This is a genomic window from Janthinobacterium sp. 1L-D-8-B-C4 (assembly GCF_057291295.1).
In genome coordinates, this window is record NZ_JBXAVX010000002.1 from 139261 (window position 1) to 159741 (window position 20481).

A 20481-nucleotide genomic window follows, 5' to 3' on the forward strand; every position below is an offset into this window, starting at 1 on the left:
ATTATCGGCACCGTCGGATAACTCAATCCTGCTCGTCGATGGGGGTGAGCAGTTCAGGTTCCTGTGCATCGGCCGGCAGCACGATTGCTTCCATCGTGGCGTCGCCCCAGTAATCCTTCGGCGCCGCCACTTCCTTCGAGACGATGACCGGTTCTTCCGCCGCCGGTGCCGGTGCTGCTTCCGGCTCGGCCGGATCATGCGCCGCTTCCGCTGGCGGGCGCGTCAGCAGCAACGCCACCTCGGCCATCGCCTGGAACAGCGGCTGCGACAGGGCAGCAGCGGCCGCCTGCATCGGGTAGCCGGCGTGCACCGGCTGCGCATGCAGCACGCGGTTCAAACGGCAGCGCAGCAGCCGCAGGCCGGCCTGGCGCACGCAATCGGCGATCTCGGCCAGCATGCGGCGCAGGTGCGCCAGCGCCAGCTCTTCATCGGATGCCAGTTCCAGCAGCACGCCATCGCCCGTCGGTTCCATCTGGATCACCACGCGCCCCACGCCGTCGATCAGCAGTTCGACCCGCAGCGCCACCTTGCCGTTGCGCTTGCGCGGCGCGGCATCTTCCTCGCCGCCAGGCAGCACGCGCAGCAGCAGGCGCTGCCCGCTCCAACCGTAGACGACAAAGCGCCACGCTTCCGTGTCAAGCGGCAGGGACGGGCGCAGCACCGGCTGCTGCTCGGCCATGAACAGGTTGCCGGGCAGGTGCTGGCCGCGCGCGTGTTCCTGCAGCGCCGCGTATTGTTCGCCGTAGGTTTTCACCATCACGCGCCAGGACGCGGCCAGCTGCGCCGCATCGGGCGGCTGCCACACCAGCTGGCGCGTAAAAAACAGTTGATTGACCTGCATCGCGCTGCTGTCGCGCGCGGTGGCGCCCAGTCCCGGGTCGCCGGCATTCGGCTTGATCAGCGATGCCAAGCCATCTTGCGCCTGCGCCAGCTGTGCCGGCAGCGTGCCGGCATCGGGTGCCGGCGCCATGAAGGGGCCGACCGGCACCAGCGGCATCACCACGCCGGGCGTCAGCGGCGTGGCCGCACTGACGTCCAAGCGCTGCGTAATCAGGGGCAGGGCATTGCCTGCGGAGATGCGGTCTATGGCCATTGCTGTTCCTCCCGCCTGGGATGAAAAAAAAGCCAACTGCTTGCGCAGTTGGCTCTGGTCTGCCTGACCTGAGCCAGGTCAGGAGAATAATACTATTATTGCAGCAGGGACATGACCATCGACGACATGCTGTTGCTTTGCTTCAGCATGGCGGTACCAGCTTGCAGCAGCATTTGCGACGCGGTCATGTTCGAGCTTTCGGTCGCGAAGTCGGTGTCCATGATGCGGCCCGAAGCAGCTTGCGTGTTGGTGCTGACGTTGGCCAGGTTGGTAGCAACGTGGTCCAGGCGGTTGCCGGCGGCACCCAGTGCCGAACGGGCGGTGCCGACTGCGTCGATGGCGGTTTGCAGTTTGTCGATGGTAGTCGAAGCCGAGCCAACAGCGGTCAGTTCGTTACCTTTCAGTGCCGAAGCGGCGCCGAACGAGTTGTATTCAGCCGAAGCGCCACGCAATGCGGTGTGCACCGCGCTCAGTTCCGTGGTCAGGTCCAGGCCCATTTTTTCGCCGGTCGAGGCACCGATCTGGAAATTGATGGCGTCGCCGAATTTGCCTGCAGTACCGCTGTTCGAAGAGGCCAAGGTTGCTTCGGCGTAAGCTTTCGCGGTATTGTTCGCTTTCAAGGCGTCAGCGCGCGTTGCCAGGCCTGTCTCCAGGGCGGCTTTGGCTGCTGCCAAGGCTGCGATACCAGTGGCGTCTTGCGTGGCGGCAGCTGCGTCGTTGTACTTCTTTTGCAGACCGGTGGTAGCATCCGTGATGGCAGTATCTGCATTGGTGTAGGCAGTGTTAGTCGTGGCAAAAGCGCCGGTGGCGGCGGTTGCATCGGTTGCGGTAGCCTTGGAATTCAACAGTTTTGCGCCACCGAACGAGGTATTGCCAACGATGTTGGTCAGCTCAGCCGTCAACGTGTCAAATTCAGCTTGCATGGCTTTTTTGTCGTCAGCGGTCGACGATGCATCGGCAGCTTGCGTGGCCAGGTCTTTCATGCGAACCAGGATGTTGACGGTCTCACCCAGCGCGCCATCGGCGGTCTGGATCATCGAAGTGGCGTTCTGTGTGTTGCGCATGGCCATGGCCATGCCACTGGTTTGTGCTTTCAGGCGGGTTGCAATTTGCAGCCCGGCAGCATCATCCATTGCCGAATTGATGCGGTAGCCGGTGGAGAGGCGCGTCATCGAGGTCGACAGCGATTGTTGTGTTTTCGAAATCGACGATTGGGCGGACAGGGCCGCTGAATTGGTGTGAAGGCTCAGCATGAAAGATACTCCAGTTAGTTTGTTCGGTTCGGAGCAGCAGTTTTGCGCTCTCATTAGTACAAGACGACCATTGCCGTAGATAAATTAAATCCTTATGGAAATTTTTTAAATTATTTTTCGACAGCGTGCACTTTGCTAGAGTCCATTACTGAAAATCGTAGCAATTGTTGCTGTGCAGTTTCGTTCGCCGGATCGACGGCCAGTGCCTGATGGTGGCTCAGCGCCGCCTCTGCGAGCAGGCCCAGCGCCTCTTGCGCATTGGCCATGTTGCAATAAGCCTCTGCAAAAGTTGGATTCAGCATGATCGCCTGCTGATAATTGTTGATGGCCAGCGTATATTCTCCCGCTGTCTGCCATGCGTTGCCCAAATTTCCGTGTGCCTGGGCATCATGCGGCGCTAGTTCCACCGCTCTCTGCAGTGTTGCCAGCGCGTCTTTTCCCTGCACTTGCAGGGCCGTACCAAGCACGCTCCAGGCAAAACCCGAAGCGGGGTAACGGGCCACCAGCGCACGCGAGGCTTCTTCGAGTTCGATATACTGACCGGCCTGGTACAGGCCAAAAATATGCTCTGCCTCTGCCTCCGATGGTTGCGCATCGTCGAAGGTTGCCTGTATCTGCGCGTGCATTGATTGCAGCGCATGATTAGGAGTGCCGTGTGCCATCGCCGCTATCAATACATCGAGTGCCGCGTCTGCCTGCCCGTTACGTTCAAGGGCTTGTGCGTAGGATAAGCAAAACTGTACTTCGGCTGGCGCTGCGGCATGTGCGGCCGCCAGATGCAATAGTGCTTCTGCTGGATATCCCAATTGGCTGGCCAGCAAACCCATATTATGGTTGGCGATAGTATGGGCTGGTTCTTTGTGCAATATTGCCATGTACAGGGTTTCAGCTTCCACGAAGCGATTGGCCTGGTGGTGTTCGATTGCCAGCAGTAGCGCAGCGTCTACTTTTACGTCATGTAACGATTGCATGCTGGCCGCGCGTTTGCTGAGTGAACTTAATGTGGGGTCGGCATCAAACGAGACAGCTGGCAAGTCGGCGCACCAGCGTTGCCAGATCTGTCGCAGTGCGTTATCAAGGCCGGCGGCGATCAAGGCCGGCTGACCTAGTGCTGACTTACTCATGCGCATGCGCATACCGCTGCGCAGTGCAGACAATTGTTCGAGTTGGCCGGCGATGGCGATGCCTTTCTGAAGGAAGTCAGTCTCGTCATGTGCGATGAAATCGTCCAACCCAGCATGGCCAAGAATAGTGGCGCCAACCCGGCCTGGCAATGTATCGCCGGCCATGGTCAGTGTTGGCACACCCATCCACAGGGCATGCGAGGTGGTGGTGCCGCCGGCGTAAGGAAAAGTATCAAGGCAGACATCGACCAGTCGATGCAGTGACAGATAGTCGTGCATGTTGGTCTGCAGATAAAAGCTGAGTCTTTCGCTGGCTATGCCTTGTCTCATAAATGCCTGACGCATGTTGTCGCACACCTGGTCACTCGACATGCCGCCAACGATCATTCGTGCCGCTGGTATCGCCTTGAGCAAGTTGCTCCACTGTTCAATGACGGCCGGGCTGATTTTGGCTGGGCGGTTAAAGCTGCCAAAAGTAATGTGGCCATTGTGCAGGCCTGGCGCAACGCTGACGTCGGGAGCATCTTGGGCTGGCATAAAGGGAGCAGTCGCCGGCAAACGCAGCAGTTTTTCCGTGAATTGCGCGTCAAGCAAACCGGGTGGTGAACAATGAAGATCGGTCAGGTAGTAATCCATTGCCTGCAAGCCCGAGGTCATGGGGTAACCTATCCACGTCAGTTGTAAAGGGGCAGGTTTGCGCGCAAAAACTGGTAGCCGGTTAAATGCGGTGTGTCCAGAAAGGTCGATCAGGATATCGATGCCATCGTCTTCAATCTGTTGTGCCAAAGCAGTATCGGATAAATGCTGCACGTCATGCCAGTTTGGCATGGTTTCACGCAATTGATCTGTCACCACATCGCGAATGTTATTGTTGCAGTAGATCACCAGTTCAAGAGTATTGGCGTGTCGCAAATGGTCCAATACTGGGTCGAAGAAACTCATTACAGCATGTCTGTACAAGTCGGCCGACACAAATCCGATGCGCAATTGCCGGTCTGGGGCGCGCTCGTTGCGGTGTTTTGGCCAATTGCTACGCCGAGGTGCTTCGAACTGCTGAGCAAATGCCTGATGCGCGCGAAATTGGCCCTTTGCATCAAGACCCGCGGTGTGGCTTTGGATGAATAACTTGCTGCTATGGATTTCTGCGAGGCTGGGATTGATTTTCAGTATCTGCTCGCAAGTGACAAGTGCTTCTTCCAGCAATCCCAATTTGTTTTGCATGGCTGCCAGATTGATATATGCCGGCAGCAAGGCGGGATTGAGTTTGATGGTGTCTTTGAAGATGGCCATGGCAGCGTCATACCAGCCCAAATGCATCAGACAACTTCCCGCATTCAAATGCGCCAAATCGAATTCCGGTTCGGCAAGTAGTGCGTGATGATAATTTTGCATCGCCTCTTGGAAGCGGTTTTGTGTTTGCAGCAGGGAGCCGATATTGTTATAGGCCACGGCATTGCCTGGTGACAGGCGCAACATCTCGCGATGGGCAGCGAGCGCCAGATCAAGCTGGCCTGTTTCCTGATATGCAAATCCCAGGTGATTGTAGATGGCGCGATTGTCGCTATCATCGATCAAGGCCTTCTGCCATAGGTCAATTGCTTCGGTGTGACGGTTTGTCTGTGCCAGCAATTCCCCATAGGCGCATATGGTTTCGCTTGTGGGTGCAAGCTCAATGGCTCGGAGGAAAGCAGATTCCGCCTCCTGATGCTGCTCCAATATCGCCAAGTTGGTCGCCAGTTCGTCATGCAACGATGCTACGTCAGGACGATTCGCCAATGCCTTGCGGCAGCGTGCTATGGCGGCGCTTGCTGCCGCTTTCTGTTGCTCAGTTACGGAAGGCGTGTGAATAGCCAGTTGGACGAAGGACTTGGACATAAGTAGAGGTAGGAATTGATTAGTGGCGATTGTAAAGGCTGACGCCGCAGGGTGGAAATCTTTCGTGGCACGGCATACGTTTCATGAATCTTTTGGCGATTTTCGTATTAGGGGCCGACACGTCAAGGTAGTAGTGGTCGCAGTGCGCCACTTCAGCTCTGATTACTCGTGCTTCTGTTGCTTGATCGCTGGTTGCCGTATCTTCGAAGAGAATCGTACTGTTACTGGAAAGTAGCTGACATGGAAAATAGTAGGAGGCTGTATTGGCAGGGATTGTAACCGGTAACGATTACTCGGAAAGTTAGCATGTTTGAAGCCCACGATAGACTGTACGGCTTCTGGCTTTTGAGAATCAGGTTGAACTGACGGCGATCGCAGGTTGAATCCATCTGCGATGTACCCGGCCGTGCAAGCCGGTGCTTTAGCTTATCTGTAAAAAAAGTGCCGTTCCCATGACAAAAGCCGAACTGATACGCGTTTGGTTCTCTGCCAAAAATTCATCCCCCACCCGCCGTGGTCCATCGCCATAAGGCCACACGTAATCGTCGATGATGATCCAGCCACCCGGCACGACATGGCCGCTCCATGTATGCACGTCATCGCGTGCTGCTTGATAGCTATGGTTGCCATCTATATGTAACAAGGCAATCTTGCCGCTATATATGGTGTCGCCGAAACTTGCCGTACTCACGACGCGTTGTGCCGCATAGTGTCGGGCAGGCGCAGTGGACGGCAGGCGCAGATAATTGATATCGCCATTACTATAAGGAAGCAAACTCATCTCAAAAACGTGCAGTACTTCGTCATAGTCGTAATGATGGCGGCATCGGCATTGACAGTGTGCAACGCCTTGCTGCTTGTCGCGCGCTGGCTGAGTGAACTTTGCGTCGCATCGGCACTAAATGCGACTGGTGCCAGCCCCGCGCACCAGCGTTGCCAGATGACGCGCAGCGCGCTGTCGAGCCCTGCGGCGATCAGCGCTGGCTGGCCCAGTGGCGACCCGGCAAAACGCGCGCGCAGTTTCCCGCGCAGATCGATCACCTGGCTGATATCGGCGGCAAGCGCCACGCCTTTGCGCACAAAATTAGCCTCATCATGCGAAATGTATTCATGCAGGCCCATGTGTTTGGCAATCATCGCCCCGATCCTGCTGAGAAGGGTAGGGCCCGTCATCGTCAATGTCGGAACCCCCATCCACAGGGCGTTATAGGTCGTCGTGCCGCCCGGATAGGGAGCGGTGTCGAGGCAGACGTCAACCAGGCGATGCAGCTCCATGTACGCGCGTACACCGGTGCGCTGATGAAAGCTCAGTCGTTCCGGCGCGATTCCTTCGCTGGCAAAACAGTCTCGTATCATCGCGATGGTCTGTTCGTCCGGCATCGCGGCCACGACCATTTTTGCGTCCGGCACGGCGCGCAGCAATGCGGCCCAGCGTGCAAGCAAGCTGGGGCTCAATTTGTTGGAGCGGTTGAAACTGCCGAAGGTGAGGTAACCATTCACGCTGGCCGGCGCCGGGGCCACCGGCGGCACGTCTTGGGCCGGCAGGTAGACGCCCCCGGCGGGCAGATTCAGCAATTTTTCAGTGAATTGATCGTCCAGCAAGCCGGGTGGCGATAAAAAAGGGTCGCTTAAATAATAGTCCATTGCCTTCATGCCGGTCGTCATGGGATAACCGAGCCAGGAAAGCTGCAGCGGCGCAGGCTTGCGCGCGAAGACGGGCAGGCGGTTGTGGGCGGAGTGGCCGGACAGGTCGATCAGGATATCGATGCTGTCGGTTGCGATGCGTTGCGCAAACTCGTCATCAGAAAACCGTTGAATATCTTGCCAATTGATGACCAATTTGCGCTGGTGGGCCGTGATGTGATCATTCACCCGGTTGTTAGAATAGATGTACAGTTCGAGGCCCGTCGCATCGACCAGGTTTTCCAGCACCGGCGTGATGAAGTTGGCCATTGCATGGTTATACAAGTCGGCCGAGACAAAGGCAACGCGCAGCACGCGCTTGGGATCGCGTTCGTTGGCGTGTTTCGTCCGCTTGGCAAGCCAGGGCCTTTCTAATTGCCGCCCGAAGCGTTGATGCTCCTTGAATAACTCATTGGCGCCGATGCCGGCGCCATGCGACAAGATAAACAGCAGGTTGCTGTGCATGACGCTCCACTGCGGATAGATCTTGATGGCATGACGGCATACCGCGAGCGCCTCATCGGTACGCCCCAATTCGATCAGGCCTGCAAGCAGGTTGTAATGGGCCAGTTGCAGCTTCGGATCAAGTTTGATGCTGCTGGCAAGCCATGGCAAGGACTCTTCGGTCCGTCGCATGTTCAACAGGCAGGTACCGAGGTTGCAATGGGCAAAGGCAAAGTCGGCGCTATTTCCAGCACTCGCCGATACTGCTCCATGGCGGCTTCAAAATGCTCTTGTATTTGCAATACCGAACCAATATTGTTGTAGGCGACGTGGGCGTCAGGTATCAGCCGCAGCAATTCTCGATAGGCGACAAGCGCCTCATCGAGCCTGCCTGCCGCTTGCAGCAGAATACCCAACTCATTGTGCGCCGTGGCATTTTGCGGTTCGATACGTAATACTGCCTGATAGGCTGCGATCGCTTCCTCGTCGCGCTGGCAAACTTTCATCAATATTGCTAACTGCGACAATGCCGCCGTCGAGAACGGAGCCAGTTCGATGGCGCGTCGATAGGCTGCCTCGGCCTCTTTGTATTGCCCGGCATCCTGTAAGCGTTGGCCAAGATCGCGGTACGCGCCAGCCTTGGCGGGCATGGTGCTTGTAAGCTTGGCCGCTGGCACTGTGGCGGGGACCGGCAAGGCGTATGGGCTATATTTTTGCAGTGATTCGGAAGCGGATGGAAATATTGATGTTGGCTGTATGGGCATGGGAATACGGTAGGAAAGGTTTGCCATCGGCGATGGTAACTGCTGGGCTGATCAGCGCATCTGCAAAAACAGGGCGGTGCCCATGACGAAGGCACAGCTGATACGTTCGCGCTGCTGTGCCAGGAATTCATTGCCGGTGCGCTGCGGTCCGTCGCCATACGGCCACACATAATCGTCAATGATGATCCAGCCGCCGGCCACCACATGCCTGGCCCAGGCGGTAATGTCGGATCGCACCGCTTCGTAGGCATGGTTGCCGTCAATATGCAACAAGGCAACGCCTCCGGCATAGTCGGTGCTGCCAAACGAAGGGCTATGCACCGGCGTTTTCAGGCTGTAGTGTTGCTCCGCTGCCACCGAGGGCATGCGCAGATAGTTGATGTCGTTGTTGCTGTAGGGAAGCAGATTCATTTCAAACACACGCAACGCCTCGTCGAAGTCGTAGTCGTCGATACAGCTGTCAACCAGTCCGCCATCATCGTTCTGCACCAGATATTCACTGTGCCACGGATCGATGCACAAGGTTTTGCCGATGCCATACAGACGGGCCAGGCGCGCCAGGATAAACGCCGACTTGCCCCAGGCGCTGCCAATTTCGACGACATCGCCCGGCACGCTGTGGCGGGCAATTTCGTACAGGGCGCTAACTTTCTGATTGTCGCACATGCCGGGAATGATATTTCCATGACGGAACAGTGTCGCCAGTTCCAGTTCGGACAAGGCTGGCTTGCCGTTGATCTCGGAGGCGATCGACAATGGCGTCGACAAGGTCTTGCGGGCATGTGCCACCGCCGCCCGGTAGCCGCTCATTTCGTCGTGCACCGGCGATGGATTGACCAGTTTGACCTGTGGCTGCATCTGCTTGAGCACTTCGCTCAGGTAACTCCACACCACCGGATTGGGCGTATAAATGCCGGCGATACCGCGTTCGGTGATCAAGGTCTGCAGCGCATGCTGGAAGCCGGGATCGTTGACATAGGGCAGGAATGCCCACTCGGGGTACTGCGCCTTGCTCACGTCATAGGCGAGCGAAGACGAGCCGATGACTGCCTGGCCGTCGCGTTTGCAGCGATCCAGGTATTCAAGCGAGCGCGGCACGCCGGCAGGGAAGATCAGGACCGGCTTGTTGACGGCATTGGGGGAGGCTGGCATGGGGAAATCCTGGTTGGGTGGGGGACAGCGTGAAGGCGGCACGGCGGCGTGTCAGGCCAGTTTTTGTTCGATCAGGGTGACCAGGCCGCGCACCGAGCGAAACTGCGCCGATGCGATATCGTCGTCGTCGAGCGCAATGTCGAACCTCGATTCGAGCTCCAGGATGAACTTGATGACGGCCATCGAATCGATAATGCCGGCGGCAAGAAAATCGCTGTCGTCATCAAAGTTGACCGGCAGCGGTGATTTACGGGCCAGCAGGGCCAGGATGAAGGTGCGGATGTCATCTTGCATGGTGTTGCTTTCTAAATAGGGTCAGGTCGCGATGGTTTCCCAGCGGCGGCTTTGTGAAGAGGCGACCATGGCCTCCAGGAAATGCATGCCTTCCAGCGCCAGTTCGGCGCCATAGACCGCGCCGCCTTGCCACGGCTGGCCCTGCCGGAACTGGCGTACGCCAGTGGCGATATCGCCGTACAAATTGGCGAACGCCTCGATGAATCCTGCCGGGTGGCCGGCCTTGAAACGGTTGTAGCGCAAGGCGTTGGTGACTTCGACCTGGCCTGCGCGGTCGATGATTTCGCGTCGTCCATCAAGGTGCGAGAAGATCAGTTCTTCGGGCTGGCCCTGGAACCACTCGGCGCTGGCAAGATCTCCATAGATGCGTATGCGCAAGCCATTGCGATGGCCGAGCGCCGACTTGCTGAACCAGAATTGTCCCTGGATATTGCCCTGATAGCGGCACAGGCAGCCGGCATTGTCGACGACGCCGTCAAACCAGCCATAATGATTTTGATCGGCAACCAGTTCGATCGGTTTCTGGCCCGTCAGATACGACACCATCTGGTGCAGATGCACGCCCAGGTCCAGGTGCAGGGTAGGGATGGCGCCATCGGCCAGGCGCCATGCCTGCGGCGTTGGCTTGTTGCCGCTTGCATCGACACGGACAAAGCCTTCCTGCGGCATTTCTGCCTGGAAGTGCAGGATCTTGCCCAGCTTGCCATCACGCAGCTTGCGCTCGAGTTCGCGCAGCATCGGGTAGCCGGCATAGTTATAGGTCACGGCCAAAAAAGCCCGGTGCTCGTCGCGCACCGCGATAATCTGGCGCGCCTGTTCGCTGCTGACGGCCAGGGACTTTTCGCAGATTACCGCAATGCCGGCGCGCATGCAGGCCAGCACGCTGTCGACATGCGAGGGCGTCGGCGTCAGGATCACCACCGCATCGATCCGGCCTTGTTCGGCGGCCAGCAATTGCTGCCAGTTTGCGTAGATGCGCCCGGGATCGACGCCATAGATCTGGCCGCTTTCCTGGTTCGAGGCGGCATGCCGGCTGAAGCAGCCGGCCACCAGTTGCCACAAGCCATCCATGGCGCTGGAGACAAAATGGGAATAGCCGACCGCCGAACTGCGCGAGCCGCCGATAAAGGCCAGTCGCAGCGGTGCAGCAGGTTCTGGGAGAGTAGGTTCCATGTTATTCCTGTGGTGTTGGGCTGGCGTAAGTTTGCACCAGCTGAAATTTCATCAGTTTGCCCATGCTGTTCCTGGGCAGCTGCTCGACGATGAAAAAACGGCGCGGCTGCTGGAAGTCGGCCAGCAGGTGGGCGCAGTGAAAGCGCAGCTGGCGCAGGTCGAAGCTGGCTGCGTCGTTCGGCACCAGCGCCACGGCCACCACCTCGCCCAGGCGCGCATCGGGAAAGGCAAAGGCAGCGCTTTCCCGTACCGCGCCGTGGGTGGCAATCGCCGCCTCGATATCGGCGGGGTAGACATTGATGCCGCCCGAGATGATCAGGTCCTTCTTGCGCCCGAGATAATACAGGAAGCCGTCTGCATCAAGCCGGCCCAGGTCGCCGGTGCGAAAGTAGTCGCCGTGCATGGCCGCAGCCGTCAGGCCGGGCAACTGGAAATAGCCGCCAAACAGCATGCTGGTCTTGCAGATGATTTCGCCCGCTTCGCCTGGCGGCAGCTCAACGTCGTTTTCGCCCAGGATGCGCAGTTCGACACCAGGCGCGGCGCGGCCGACCGATTGCATTTTGTCGCGCGCTGCATGGCCGTCGAGATTGGTGGCGATGGCAATTTCCGAGGCCCCGTAGCATTCGTGGAAGTCGCACGAAAAGCGCGCCATCAAGTCTGCCTTGACGGCGTTTTCCAGCAGCGCCGAGGACGACACGATGCAGCGCAGGCTGCTAACGTCATGCTCTCCTTGCGCCATGTGCGCGGCGATCTGCTTCAACTGTGACGACACCGCTATCGTGAAGCTGACCTGGTAGGCCTGTACGCAGCGCAGCCAGGCATCGACCGAAAAATGCTGCATCAGGATGCCGCTGCCGCCGGTCAGCAAGGGCAGCAGTACCAGCCGCTCGGCCAGCGAGTGATACAGCGGTGTCGCCGCCAGCGTGCGGTCCTGCGCCGTGACGCCATACAGCTGAACTGCCGCGCGTACCCGGTTCAGCTTGGTGTTCTGCGTCAGCACGATCGGTTTCGGTTGGCCGGTCGAACCCGAAGTCATGGTCAGGATCAGGGCGTCCTCGCCGCGACCGGCAAACAGCGGCGCCGCGTCGGTCGGCGCCGTCTGCAGCAGGTCGGACAACGCCAGCGCGCCGGCGCCAGCGTCGTCAATGCTGAGCCATAAACCGCCCAAGGCAGCGCTGGCGCTTTCCGCGCGCAGCGCTGCGATCTGGCCGGCAGTCGCGACCAGATGTTTGGCCTGGCCGGCCTGGAACGCATGCAGTGCGGCTGGCGCAGGCAAGCCTGTGCTGATGGGAACCAGGCCGGCGCCCAGGTCGGCCGCAACCAGTATCAGCGCGACGAATTCGATCGTGTTGGGCAGCATGACACCGATCTGGTCGCCACGCCGCACGCCATGTGCCGCCATCGCATTCGACCAGCGGCACACCAGCTGCGCCAGCTGCGCATAGCTGGTATCGACGCCATCGCAGGACATGGCCAGCTGGTCCGGCGTGGCGGCGGCGTGAGCGAAGAAGATGCGGCTGATGGTTGCCACATCCGGTTGCTGAATTTGCGTCATGGTTATCCCAGCATGCTGGAAAATTGAAGGAATGATTTGCTCTTCAGACGGAACAGCTGGCCTGCTTCGGACAGATAGACCTGGTCATCGAGCGTATTCTTGTTGATCAGGGTGTTGGCGGCAATGAAATTGCGGGCGCCGATCTGCAGCCCATGCGCCGCAGACGAATTCACGCCAAAAAAGCATGCCTCGCCGATCTCGCAGCCGCCTGCGATCGACACCCCGGCATTGATCCAGACATGGGCGCCGAGCTGGCAGTCGTGGCCCAGATTGACGTTGCTGGAGATGAATGTGCCACGCCCGATACGGCTGCCCGGATGAATCGACACATGGTCAAGCACGATGCAGCCGTCTTCGAACACCACCTCATCATGGCGTATTACGGACTCGTGCACGAAACTGGCCAGGTGATAGCCTTTTTCTTCCGCTTCACGCTGCTTGCGGGCGCGCAGGGCATTCATTTCCAGGAAGCCAACGGCAATCAGGATAGCGTGATCGGCTGGCGCCAGATGCTGCTCGACCTGGCTGAAGGGCAGCAGCGGCAAGCCCAGGAAGCTGCCTGCATCGCCGCTCATGCAGTTGTCATCGACCGTAAAGGCAACGATATCCATGCTGTGGCGCGCATAGGAAAATAACAGTCGGGCGATGGCCCCGGTGCCATAGATAATGGTTTTCATGCCGGGCTGCCATTCGCCTGACCCTGGCGGATAATCTCAACGATGCGCGCCTGCTGTGTTGCCTGCAAGTCCGGGTAGATCGGCAGGCAGATGACCTGGCTTGCCATGTCGGCGGCGAACGGCAAATTGGCGCGCGCGGCCGAGGGCATGTTGCGGTACATGGGGAAATCGCTGATCAGCGGGTAAAAATAGCGCCGGGCGAAAATGCCCGCATCGCGCAGTTGCTGGTACAGCGCATCGCGCGATATCGGATACGACGCCTGCACCAGTATCGGAAAATAGGAATGGTTGGGCAGTGTGTCCGGTGCATCGGGCGGACAGACGATACCCGTTACCGGCGCCAGCTGCGCGCGATAACGCTGCGCGATCTGCAAGCGGCCCTGCAGTGCGTCATCAATGTTTTTCAGCTGCAACAAGCCAAATGCTGCGCTGACTTCGTTCATCTTGCCGTTGATGCCGGCTGCCACCACCGTCACTTCGTCGATAAAGCCGAAGTTTTTCAGGTGATCGATGTGGCGCTTCATTTTTGCGTCACTGCACACGATGGCGCCGCCTTCAAAAGTGTTAAATACTTTCGTGGCGTGAAAGCTCAGCACGGATAAATCGCCATGCGTCAGCAGGCTTTCGCCTTGAAGGCGAACGCCGAAGGCATGCGCAGCGTCGTAAATGACCTTCAGGCCATAATTGGCTGCAATTTCTTCGATCGCCGCCACATTGCAAGGCCGGCCATAGCAGTGTACCGGCATGATGGCGGTGGTCTGCGGCGTGATTGCCGCTTCGATTTTTTTCGGATCGATATTGAAGGTATCGGGTTCGATATCGACAAACACCGGCTTGATGCTGTTCCACAGCAGGGAATGCGCCGTTGCCACGAATGAATACGGCGTCGTGATGACTTCGCCTGTAATGCGCAAGGACTGCAAGGCCGTCATCAGCGCCAGCGTGCCATTGGAAAACAGCGAAATGTATTTGACGCCCAGATACTGCGCCATGGCCTGTTCGAGCTGCTTGTGGAACGGGCCGTCATTGGTCAGTATCTTGTTGCTCCAGATCTGCTCAAGATAGGGAATGAAGTCCTGTAATGGCGGCAGGACCGGCTGGGTAACGTAGATCGGGGGATTTTTTTCTTCTTCGCTCATGGCAAGGGTGCTTTCTGGGGCCGGACGACGACGTCGGCGGTGTCGACTGCGAAAGCTGCTGGCGCCTGGCCGGCGCACCAGCGCTGCCACATGCTGCGCAGCGCACTCTCGAAGGCAGCGGCGATCAGCGCTGGCTGGCCGTTCGGGGATTGTTGCATGCGTTCGCGCATGCCCAGGCGCAGTGAGTTCAGGGCCTCGACATCGGTGGCCAGCAGCCGGCCTTTTTCCAGGAAGTCGGCTTCGTCGCTGGCGATGAATTGCGTCAGCCCTGCGTTTGCCAAGATGGAGGCGGTAACATAACCGGGCAAGGTGTCGCCCACCATCGTCAGCGTGGGCACGCCCATCCACATGGCATTGAAGCCGGTCGTGCCGCTGGTGTAGGGATAGGTGTCGAGACACACATCGACCTTGCCGTGCAGCGCCAGGTAATCGTGCAGATTGGTGTAGCCATGAAATGTCAGGCGGCTGGCCGCAATGCCTTCGCTGACGAACCAGGAGCGCAGCTTGTCGCTGGTCTGCGTGTTGGGCATGGCGGCCAGCAACATGGTCGAGCCGGGCACCAGGTGTAACAAGCGGGACCAGCGCGCGATGACTTCGCGATTTATTTTTCCGGCGCGGTTGAAACTGCCAAAGGTAATATAGCCGTTGCTGACCGCCGGCGCAGGGCTGACCGGCGGTGCTTCGGGCGACGCAAGAAACGGTGCGGTAGCAGGCAGGCGCACTATTTTCTCGGTAAATTGCGCATCGATGGCGCCGACCGGTGGAAAGTGGCGGTCCATCAGGATGTAATCCATCGCTTGCAGCCCGGTGGTACCCGGATAGCCGATCCAGCTCGACTGCACCGGCGCCGGCTTGCGCGCAAAAGTTGGCAAGCGGTTGAAGCCGGTATGCCCCGACAGGTCGATCAAAATGTCGATCTTGTCGCTGGCGACTAACTGGGCCAGCTCCCCATGGGTCAATTTTTCGACCTGGCGCCAGATGCTGAACAGACCGTGCAAATGCCGGCTGACCACATCATCATGGAAGCTGTTGGCGTAGGCCACCATTTCCAGACGTGGCGAGTCGGCAAGGTGTTCCAGTACGGGCGTAATGAAACTGGCCACGGCGTGGTTGTACAGATCTGCCGAAACGATGCCTATCCGAAGACGCCGTTCGGGGTCCCGCACATTGCTGTGTTGCGGCCAGGATGCGCGCAGCGGAGTTTCGAATTGCTCAGCGTAGTGCAAGTGTTCAGCAAACAGGTCGGCGGCCTTCACGTTCGGGCTATGTGTGAGGTTGAACAGCAGGTTGCTGTGTTGTTCATGCCAGTCCGGATGAACCTTGAGCACAGTGCGGATGTGACTGATTGCGTCGTCGATGCGACCCAGTCTGACCAGGGTGGAGCCGATGTTGACATGCGCCCGGCGGTTGTCCGGCTCCAGCTTGACCACCGTTTCAAAGCTCCCCAGGGCCTCACTCAAGCGTCCCGCTTCCATCAGGCAGGTGGCCAGGTTGAAATGTGTGGAAGCCACTTTGGGACCCAGTTTCACGGCGCGCCGGGAGCTTGCCAAAGCCGCCTCCGGCTGGCCCATGGCATTCAGGATGGCAGCGATATTATTATGGCTGATCGGATTCTCGGGCGCGATGGCCAGCACTTGCTGAAACGAAGCCAGTGCCTGATCCAGTTGGCCGTCTTCCTGCAACGCCATGCCCAAATTGTTTATCGTATCGATATTGCCGGGCTCCAGCAACAGCGCCGCCCGGTAGACGGCAATCGCTACTTCTTTGCGGCGGGTTTCGCGCAGCAGATCGGCGAAGTGCAGCATCGGCGCGGCAACCGTTGGGTCCATTTCGATGGCGTGCCGGTATGCCGCTTCAGCCGCTTCGGTCTGGCCCAGCGCATGCAGGCTGCGAGCCAGCCCATGGTGATGCGCAGCAATTGCCGTGGTGTGTCCGGTAGCGGCGCGATAGCTGGCTTCCGCCTGCTGGTGGCGGCCTAGCCTGAATAACACATTGCCCAGCCCACCGTGTGCCATGGCATTGGCAGGATCAGCCAGCAAGGCTGCGCCATAACGCTCGATGGCTTGCTCGGGCCGATTCATTTCCACGCTGATGTCGGCCAGCTTGCGGTGCAGCTCGGAAGCATCTGGTGCGAGCGCCAAGGCTTCCCGGTAACTTGCTTCGGCAAGCTGGAATTGCCGCTGCGCGTAGTGGATATCGCCCTTGCCCAAGTGGGCCATGGCCAGCTTTGGTTCCAACTCCAGCGCACCGCGATAGCACTCTCCGGCTTCCTTCAAATGGCCCTGCGCCTGCAGCACATCGCCCAGGCGGCTCAAGGCCTCGGCAAAGCCTGGCGCAATCTCGAGCGCGCGCATGAAGCAGGCCTGCGCCAGCTCAAGCTGGCCGCTGGCCAGATAGGCATTGCCCAGATGCAGCTGTGATTCGGCATCGTCCGGCGCCAGTTCGACGGTTTTCAGCAGGGCGGGCAGGGCGTCCTGGCCTTGCGATTGCAAAGCCACCGCCAGCACGCTCCAGGCGAAGGCCGACGCCGGATGGCGATCGAGCAGCGCGCGCGTGGCGCTTTCCAGTTGTACGGCATCGCCGCGCTCGTACAGCGCCACGAGTTGATCGAGGTCCTGTTGCGAGGGTTGCTGCTCGGCACTGAGTGGGACTGCGGCAATATCGTTGGCGTGCATGACTGGGCGATGGAATGGTGGCGAGTGTGAATTGTAACTGTTAGCAGTGCAATCGAGAAACTGTTCTGCAGGAGTCCGATCACGGGCCGCAACGAAAAATGGCGTGGAGACCATCAGGTGTCCACGCCATGTTACCGCAGCTTGCTGCGACAGTGCTTACATATTCGGGTAATTCGGCCCGCCGCCGCCCTCAGGCGTGACCCAGACGATATTTTGCGTCGGGTCCTTGATATCGCAGGTTTTGCAGTGCACGCAGTTTTGCGCATTGATCTGCAGGCGTTCGGCGCCGTCGTCGTTTTTCACGAATTCGTAGACACCGGCCGGACAGTAGCGCGCTTCCGGGCCCGCATACGTGGCCAGGTTGACGTCGACCGGCACGCTGGCGTTCTTCAACGTCAGGTGGATCGGCTGGTCTTCGGCGTGGTTGGTGTTCGAAATGAACACCGACGACATCTTGTCGAAAGTGAGCTTGCCGTCCGGTTTCGGATACACGATCTTTTTCGACTGCGCGGCAGGCTTCAGGCATTCGTGGTCGCCATGCGTGTGGTGCAGGGTCCACGGCGCCTTGCCGCGGAAGATGATCTGGTCGATGCCCGTCATCAGGCTGCCCAGGTACAGGCCTTTCGACAGCCATGGCTTGACGTTGCGCGCCACATGCAGCTCTTCATGCAGCCAGGATTGTTCAAACGCTACCGGGTAGCTGGCCAGTTCGTCGTGCTGGCGCTGTTCGCCCAGCGCGCCGAACGCCGCTTCGGCCGCCAGCATGCCGCTCTTGATGGCCGCGTGGCTGCCCTTGATGCGGCTCATGTTCAAGAAACCCGCATCGCAGCCGATCAGCGCGCCGCCGGCAAACACCAGCTTCGGCAAGGACTGCAGGCCGCCGGCCGTGATCGCGCGCGCGCCGTACGAGATGCGCTTGCCGCCTTCGAAGAACTTGCGAATTTCCGGATGGGTTTTATAACGCTGGAACTCTTCATATGGCGACAAATATGGGTTCTCGTAATTGAGGCCCACCACGTAGCCGACCATTACCTGGTTGTTTTCCAGGTGATACAGGAACGAGCCGCCATAGGTTTTCGCGTCCAGCGGCCAGCCGGTCGAGTGGATCACCAGGCCCGGCTGGTGCTGCGCCGGATCGATTTCCCACAGTTCCTTGATGCCGATGCCGTACGATTGCGGGTCCTTGCCCGCGTTCAGGTCGTATTTCGCCATCAGCTGCTTGCCCAGGTGGCCGCGCGCGCCTTCGGCAAACAAGGTGTACTTGGCGTGCAATTCCATGCCCAGCTGGAAATCGGGACCCGGCTCGCCGTCGCGCTTGACGCCCATGTTGCCGGTCGCCACGCCCTTCACCGAGCCGTCGTCGTTGTACAGGATCTCGGCGGCAGGGAAGCCCGGGAAGATTTCCACGCCCAGGTTTTCCGCCTGCTGGCCCAGCCAGCGCACCACATTGCCCAGCGAAACGATGTAGTTGCCGTGGTTTTCAAAGCAGGCCGGCACGGCGAAGTTCGGCGTTTTATAGGCTTTGGTTTCGGTCAGGAACAGGATGCGGTCTTCCGTCACGGCCGTGTTCAAGGGCGCACCGAGTTCTTTCCAGTTCGGGATCAGTTCGGTCAACGCTTTCGGGTCCATGATGGCGCCCGACAGGATATGGGCTCCCAATTCGCCGCCTTTTTCCAGCACGCAGACCGACACTTCCTGGCTTTTTTCAGCGGCCAGCTGTTTCAGGCGAATGGCTGCGGCCAGGCCGGCGGGGCCGCCGCCGACGATCACCACGTCGTATTCCATGGTTTCGCGCGGTCCGTATTGTTCAACTAAGTTATTAGGCTGTGTCATGGTCTCGTTTTATGGTTACTGAATTCGGTGTGTAGGCAATCGCGGGGAAATTTAAGCACGAGTGTGCTTGTTTTTCGCGCGGATTGCAACTTTGGCGCCATTTTGCGTGACAATGCCCCTCGCCGCAATCAAATTCAGGGCATTTTGTGTAATGATGGCGTTTACTTTAGCCCAGCCGTGGCTCGCAGGAAGTTGTCCTGTTGCCTATGCCAGCGGCAAAGTGTTGTTCAAATAGAATAGGAGTAGCTCGTGGGCATAGAAGTCAATTTCGAGGGCAAGATTGCCCTGATTACCGGCGCCTCCAGCGGCCTTGGCGCACGCTTTGCGAAAGTGCTGGCGCAGGCCGGCGCCCAGGTCGTGCTGGCCTCGCGCCGCACCGAGCGCCTGAAAGAACTGCGTGCCGAGATCGAAGCCGATGGCGGCGCCGCGCATGTGGTGGCGCTCGACGTGACCGACTTTGCCAGCATCAAGTCGGCCATCGCCCACGCGGAAACCGAGGCGGGGCCGATCGACATCCTGGTCAACAACTCTGGCGTATCGACCACCCAGCGCCTGGTTGACGTCACGCCCGAAGATTATTCCTTCGTGATGGACACCAATCTGCGCGGTTCGTTCTTCGTGGCCCAGCAAACGGCCAAGCGCATGATTGCGCGCGCCAAGGGCGACCCGAAAAAACAGCACCGCATTATCAATATCGCCTCGATGGCGGGCCTGCAGGTACTGCCGCAAATCGGCGTGTATTGCATGAGCAAGGCCGGCATGGTGCACATGACGCGCGCCATGGCGGCTGAATGGGGCAAGTATGGCATCAATACTAACGCCATTTGTCCGGGCTATATTTCGACCGAGATCAACGAGGATTATTTTGCCACCGAGCAGGGCAAGAAGCTGATCCAGATGCTGCCGAACAAACGGCCGGGCAAGCCGGAAGACCTCGACGGTTTGTTGTTATTGCTCGCTGGCGAAGATTCGCACTTCATCAATGGCGCGATTATCTCGGCCGACGGCGGCATGACAGCCTTCTGAGGCAATCTAGGCTTGCCACTTCAGCCCGACGAGCTTGTGCACCAGCTCCGACGAGGTCGATGCGGCAAACTTGCGCATCAGCTTGGCGCGGTGCATTTCCACCGTGCGGGGGCTGAGGTCGATCTGGCGCGCGATCAGCTTGCTGGTCTTGCCCTCCACCAGCAGCGCAGCGATTTCGCGCTCGCGCGGCGTCAGCTGCGCCGTTACCGGGCGCTTTTCGCTGACATCCTCGAACGTCCAGATGCCGGCCCCCAATGGCTGGCCCGGCAGCATGGCGTGGCCCGTCACATGGCACCAGAACAATTCACCGTTGCCGCGGCGCATGATGCGCTCGTCCGAATAGCGGCCCCTGGCGTTCATGATGGGAATAATGCGCTCACCGGTGCGCAGGAATTCATCGTGGGTGGGGTACAGTACTTCGAAGGACTTGCCGTCGAGCTGGGTGCGCGTGTAGCCGAACATGTCTGCCAGCGCTTCATTGCAGCTGCGCATGACGCGGTGCTCCGACATGCACATGCCGACCGGCGCGTGCAGGAAGATGCTTTCATAGTCGACGGCGGGTACGGCATTCATCGGATGGGCTTCACTCTCGCAGGTGGACTGGTGGCACGGCGCCGGTAGTTCTACGGTATTGTACTTTCGACCGGCGTATTTTATGCTCAGTTGCTGCAGGCGTCAGCGATCCGTGCCAAGATGCCGCAAAGAATTTCACAATAAACTC

General features: G+C 59.0%; 16 protein-coding genes. 1 reads left to right on the forward strand and 15 read right to left on the reverse strand.

Features of this window, described 5'->3' with window-relative positions; all coding sequences use genetic code 11:
- Positions 1-22 precede the first annotated feature (22 nt).
- The 14 genes from AC0Z42_RS03705 to AC0Z42_RS03770 form a co-directional block, all read right to left on the reverse strand.
- Positions 23-1093 carry a hypothetical protein gene (locus AC0Z42_RS03705; RefSeq protein WP_485466896.1) on the reverse strand — a complete coding sequence of 357 codons (1071 nt, stop codon included), beginning with the start codon at positions 1091-1093 and terminating at the stop codon, positions 23-25.
- Positions 1094-1188: 95 nt separating this feature from the next.
- Entirely contained in the window at positions 1189-2346 is a 1158-nt protein-coding gene (locus tag AC0Z42_RS03710) for a flagellin N-terminal helical domain-containing protein (RefSeq protein WP_485466897.1), read from the reverse strand.
- A 110-nt stretch (positions 2347-2456) separates the two neighbouring features.
- Entirely contained in the window at positions 2457-5345 is a 2889-nt protein-coding gene (locus AC0Z42_RS03715) for an O-linked N-acetylglucosamine transferase, SPINDLY family protein (RefSeq protein ID WP_485466898.1), read from the reverse strand.
- 421 nt (positions 5346-5766) lie between these two features.
- On the reverse strand, positions 5767-6126 hold the full coding sequence (locus AC0Z42_RS03720; protein WP_485466899.1) for a class I SAM-dependent methyltransferase: 360 nt from the start codon (positions 6124-6126) through the stop codon (positions 5767-5769).
- The gene (locus tag AC0Z42_RS03725) at positions 6123-7643 is read right to left on the reverse strand and encodes an O-linked N-acetylglucosamine transferase, SPINDLY family protein (protein ID WP_485466900.1); all 1521 of its coding nucleotides are present in this window, start codon (positions 7641-7643) and stop codon (positions 6123-6125) included. Before AC0Z42_RS03725 ends, AC0Z42_RS03720 begins: the two co-directional genes overlap by 4 nt.
- 23 nt (positions 7644-7666) lie before the next feature.
- Positions 7667-8263: a tetratricopeptide repeat protein gene (locus AC0Z42_RS03730; protein ID WP_485466901.1), complete on the reverse strand. Its 597-nt coding sequence runs from the start codon at positions 8261-8263 to the stop codon at positions 7667-7669.
- A gap of 24 nt (positions 8264-8287) precedes the next feature.
- The gene (locus tag AC0Z42_RS03735) at positions 8288-9388 is read right to left on the reverse strand and encodes a class I SAM-dependent methyltransferase (RefSeq protein WP_485466902.1); all 1101 of its coding nucleotides are present in this window, start codon (positions 9386-9388) and stop codon (positions 8288-8290) included.
- A gap of 51 nt (positions 9389-9439) precedes the next feature.
- On the reverse strand, positions 9440-9682 hold the full coding sequence (locus AC0Z42_RS03740) for a phosphopantetheine-binding protein (protein WP_485466903.1): 243 nt from the start codon (positions 9680-9682) through the stop codon (positions 9440-9442).
- Between the two features lie 21 nt (positions 9683-9703).
- Positions 9704-10855, reverse strand: a complete 1152-nt coding sequence (locus tag AC0Z42_RS03745) for a Gfo/Idh/MocA family protein (protein WP_485466904.1) — start codon at positions 10853-10855, stop codon at positions 9704-9706.
- Position 10856: 1 nt separating this feature from the next.
- Positions 10857-12410 carry a class I adenylate-forming enzyme family protein gene (locus tag AC0Z42_RS03750; protein ID WP_485466905.1) on the reverse strand — a complete coding sequence of 518 codons (1554 nt, stop codon included), beginning with the start codon at positions 12408-12410 and terminating at the stop codon, positions 10857-10859.
- Positions 12411-12412: 2 nt separating this feature from the next.
- On the reverse strand, positions 12413-13087 hold the full coding sequence (locus AC0Z42_RS03755) for an acetyltransferase (RefSeq protein ID WP_485466906.1): 675 nt from the start codon (positions 13085-13087) through the stop codon (positions 12413-12415).
- Complete coding sequence (locus AC0Z42_RS03760) at positions 13084-14226, reverse strand: DegT/DnrJ/EryC1/StrS family aminotransferase (protein WP_485466907.1); 1143 nt, start codon at positions 14224-14226, stop codon at positions 13084-13086. The genes AC0Z42_RS03755 and AC0Z42_RS03760 overlap by 4 nt, the downstream gene beginning before the upstream one ends.
- Positions 14223-16901: a tetratricopeptide repeat protein gene (locus AC0Z42_RS03765; protein ID WP_485466908.1), complete on the reverse strand. Its 2679-nt coding sequence runs from the start codon at positions 16899-16901 to the stop codon at positions 14223-14225. Before AC0Z42_RS03765 ends, AC0Z42_RS03760 begins: the two co-directional genes overlap by 4 nt.
- Before the next feature lie 156 nt (positions 16902-17057).
- Positions 17058-18734: an electron transfer flavoprotein-ubiquinone oxidoreductase gene (locus AC0Z42_RS03770; protein WP_485466909.1), complete on the reverse strand. Its 1677-nt coding sequence runs from the start codon at positions 18732-18734 to the stop codon at positions 17058-17060.
- 249 nt (positions 18735-18983) lie between these two features.
- Between AC0Z42_RS03770 and AC0Z42_RS03775 the strand changes: the two genes are divergently transcribed.
- The gene (locus tag AC0Z42_RS03775; protein ID WP_485466910.1) at positions 18984-19760 is read left to right on the forward strand and encodes an SDR family oxidoreductase; all 777 of its coding nucleotides are present in this window, start codon (positions 18984-18986) and stop codon (positions 19758-19760) included.
- 6 nt (positions 19761-19766) lie between these two features.
- On the opposite strand, the gene AC0Z42_RS03780 is transcribed toward AC0Z42_RS03775, so the two are convergent.
- Positions 19767-20333 (reverse strand): LuxR C-terminal-related transcriptional regulator, encoded by a 567-nt coding sequence (locus AC0Z42_RS03780; RefSeq protein WP_485466911.1) that lies wholly within the window; start codon positions 20331-20333, stop codon positions 19767-19769.
- Positions 20334-20481: the final 148 nt, after the last annotated feature.

Excerpts from the sequence above, each read along its gene's own strand:
- AC0Z42_RS03755 (WP_485466906.1), bottom strand. The coding sequence starts at position 13,087 with ATGAAAACCATTATCTATGGCACCGGGGCCATCGCCCGACTGTTATTT.
- AC0Z42_RS03705 (WP_485466896.1), bottom strand. The coding sequence starts at position 1,093 with ATGGCCATAGACCGCATCTCCGCAGGCAATGCCCTGCCCCTGATTACG.
- AC0Z42_RS03765 (WP_485466908.1), bottom strand. The coding sequence starts at position 16,901 with ATGCACGCCAACGATATTGCCGCAGTCCCACTCAGTGCCGAGCAGCAA.
- AC0Z42_RS03760 (WP_485466907.1), bottom strand. The coding sequence starts at position 14,226 with ATGAGCGAAGAAGAAAAAAATCCCCCGATCTACGTTACCCAGCCGGTC.
- AC0Z42_RS03735 (WP_485466902.1), bottom strand. The coding sequence starts at position 9,388 with ATGCCAGCCTCCCCCAATGCCGTCAACAAGCCGGTCCTGATCTTCCCT.
- AC0Z42_RS03750 (WP_485466905.1), bottom strand. The coding sequence starts at position 12,410 with ATGACGCAAATTCAGCAACCGGATGTGGCAACCATCAGCCGCATCTTC.
- AC0Z42_RS03720 (WP_485466899.1), bottom strand. The coding sequence starts at position 6,126 with ATGAGTTTGCTTCCTTATAGTAATGGCGATATCAATTATCTGCGCCTG.
- AC0Z42_RS03745 (WP_485466904.1), bottom strand. The coding sequence starts at position 10,855 with ATGGAACCTACTCTCCCAGAACCTGCTGCACCGCTGCGACTGGCCTTT.
- AC0Z42_RS03770 (WP_485466909.1), bottom strand. The coding sequence starts at position 18,734 with ATGACACAGCCTAATAACTTAGTTGAACAATACGGACCGCGCGAAACC.
- AC0Z42_RS03730 (WP_485466901.1), bottom strand. The coding sequence starts at position 8,263 with ATGGCAAACCTTTCCTACCGTATTCCCATGCCCATACAGCCAACATCA.
- AC0Z42_RS03740 (WP_485466903.1), bottom strand. The coding sequence starts at position 9,682 with ATGCAAGATGACATCCGCACCTTCATCCTGGCCCTGCTGGCCCGTAAA.
- AC0Z42_RS03780 (WP_485466911.1), bottom strand. The coding sequence starts at position 20,333 with ATGAATGCCGTACCCGCCGTCGACTATGAAAGCATCTTCCTGCACGCG.
- AC0Z42_RS03710 (WP_485466897.1), bottom strand. The coding sequence starts at position 2,346 with ATGCTGAGCCTTCACACCAATTCAGCGGCCCTGTCCGCCCAATCGTCG.
- AC0Z42_RS03715 (WP_485466898.1), bottom strand. The coding sequence starts at position 5,345 with ATGTCCAAGTCCTTCGTCCAACTGGCTATTCACACGCCTTCCGTAACT.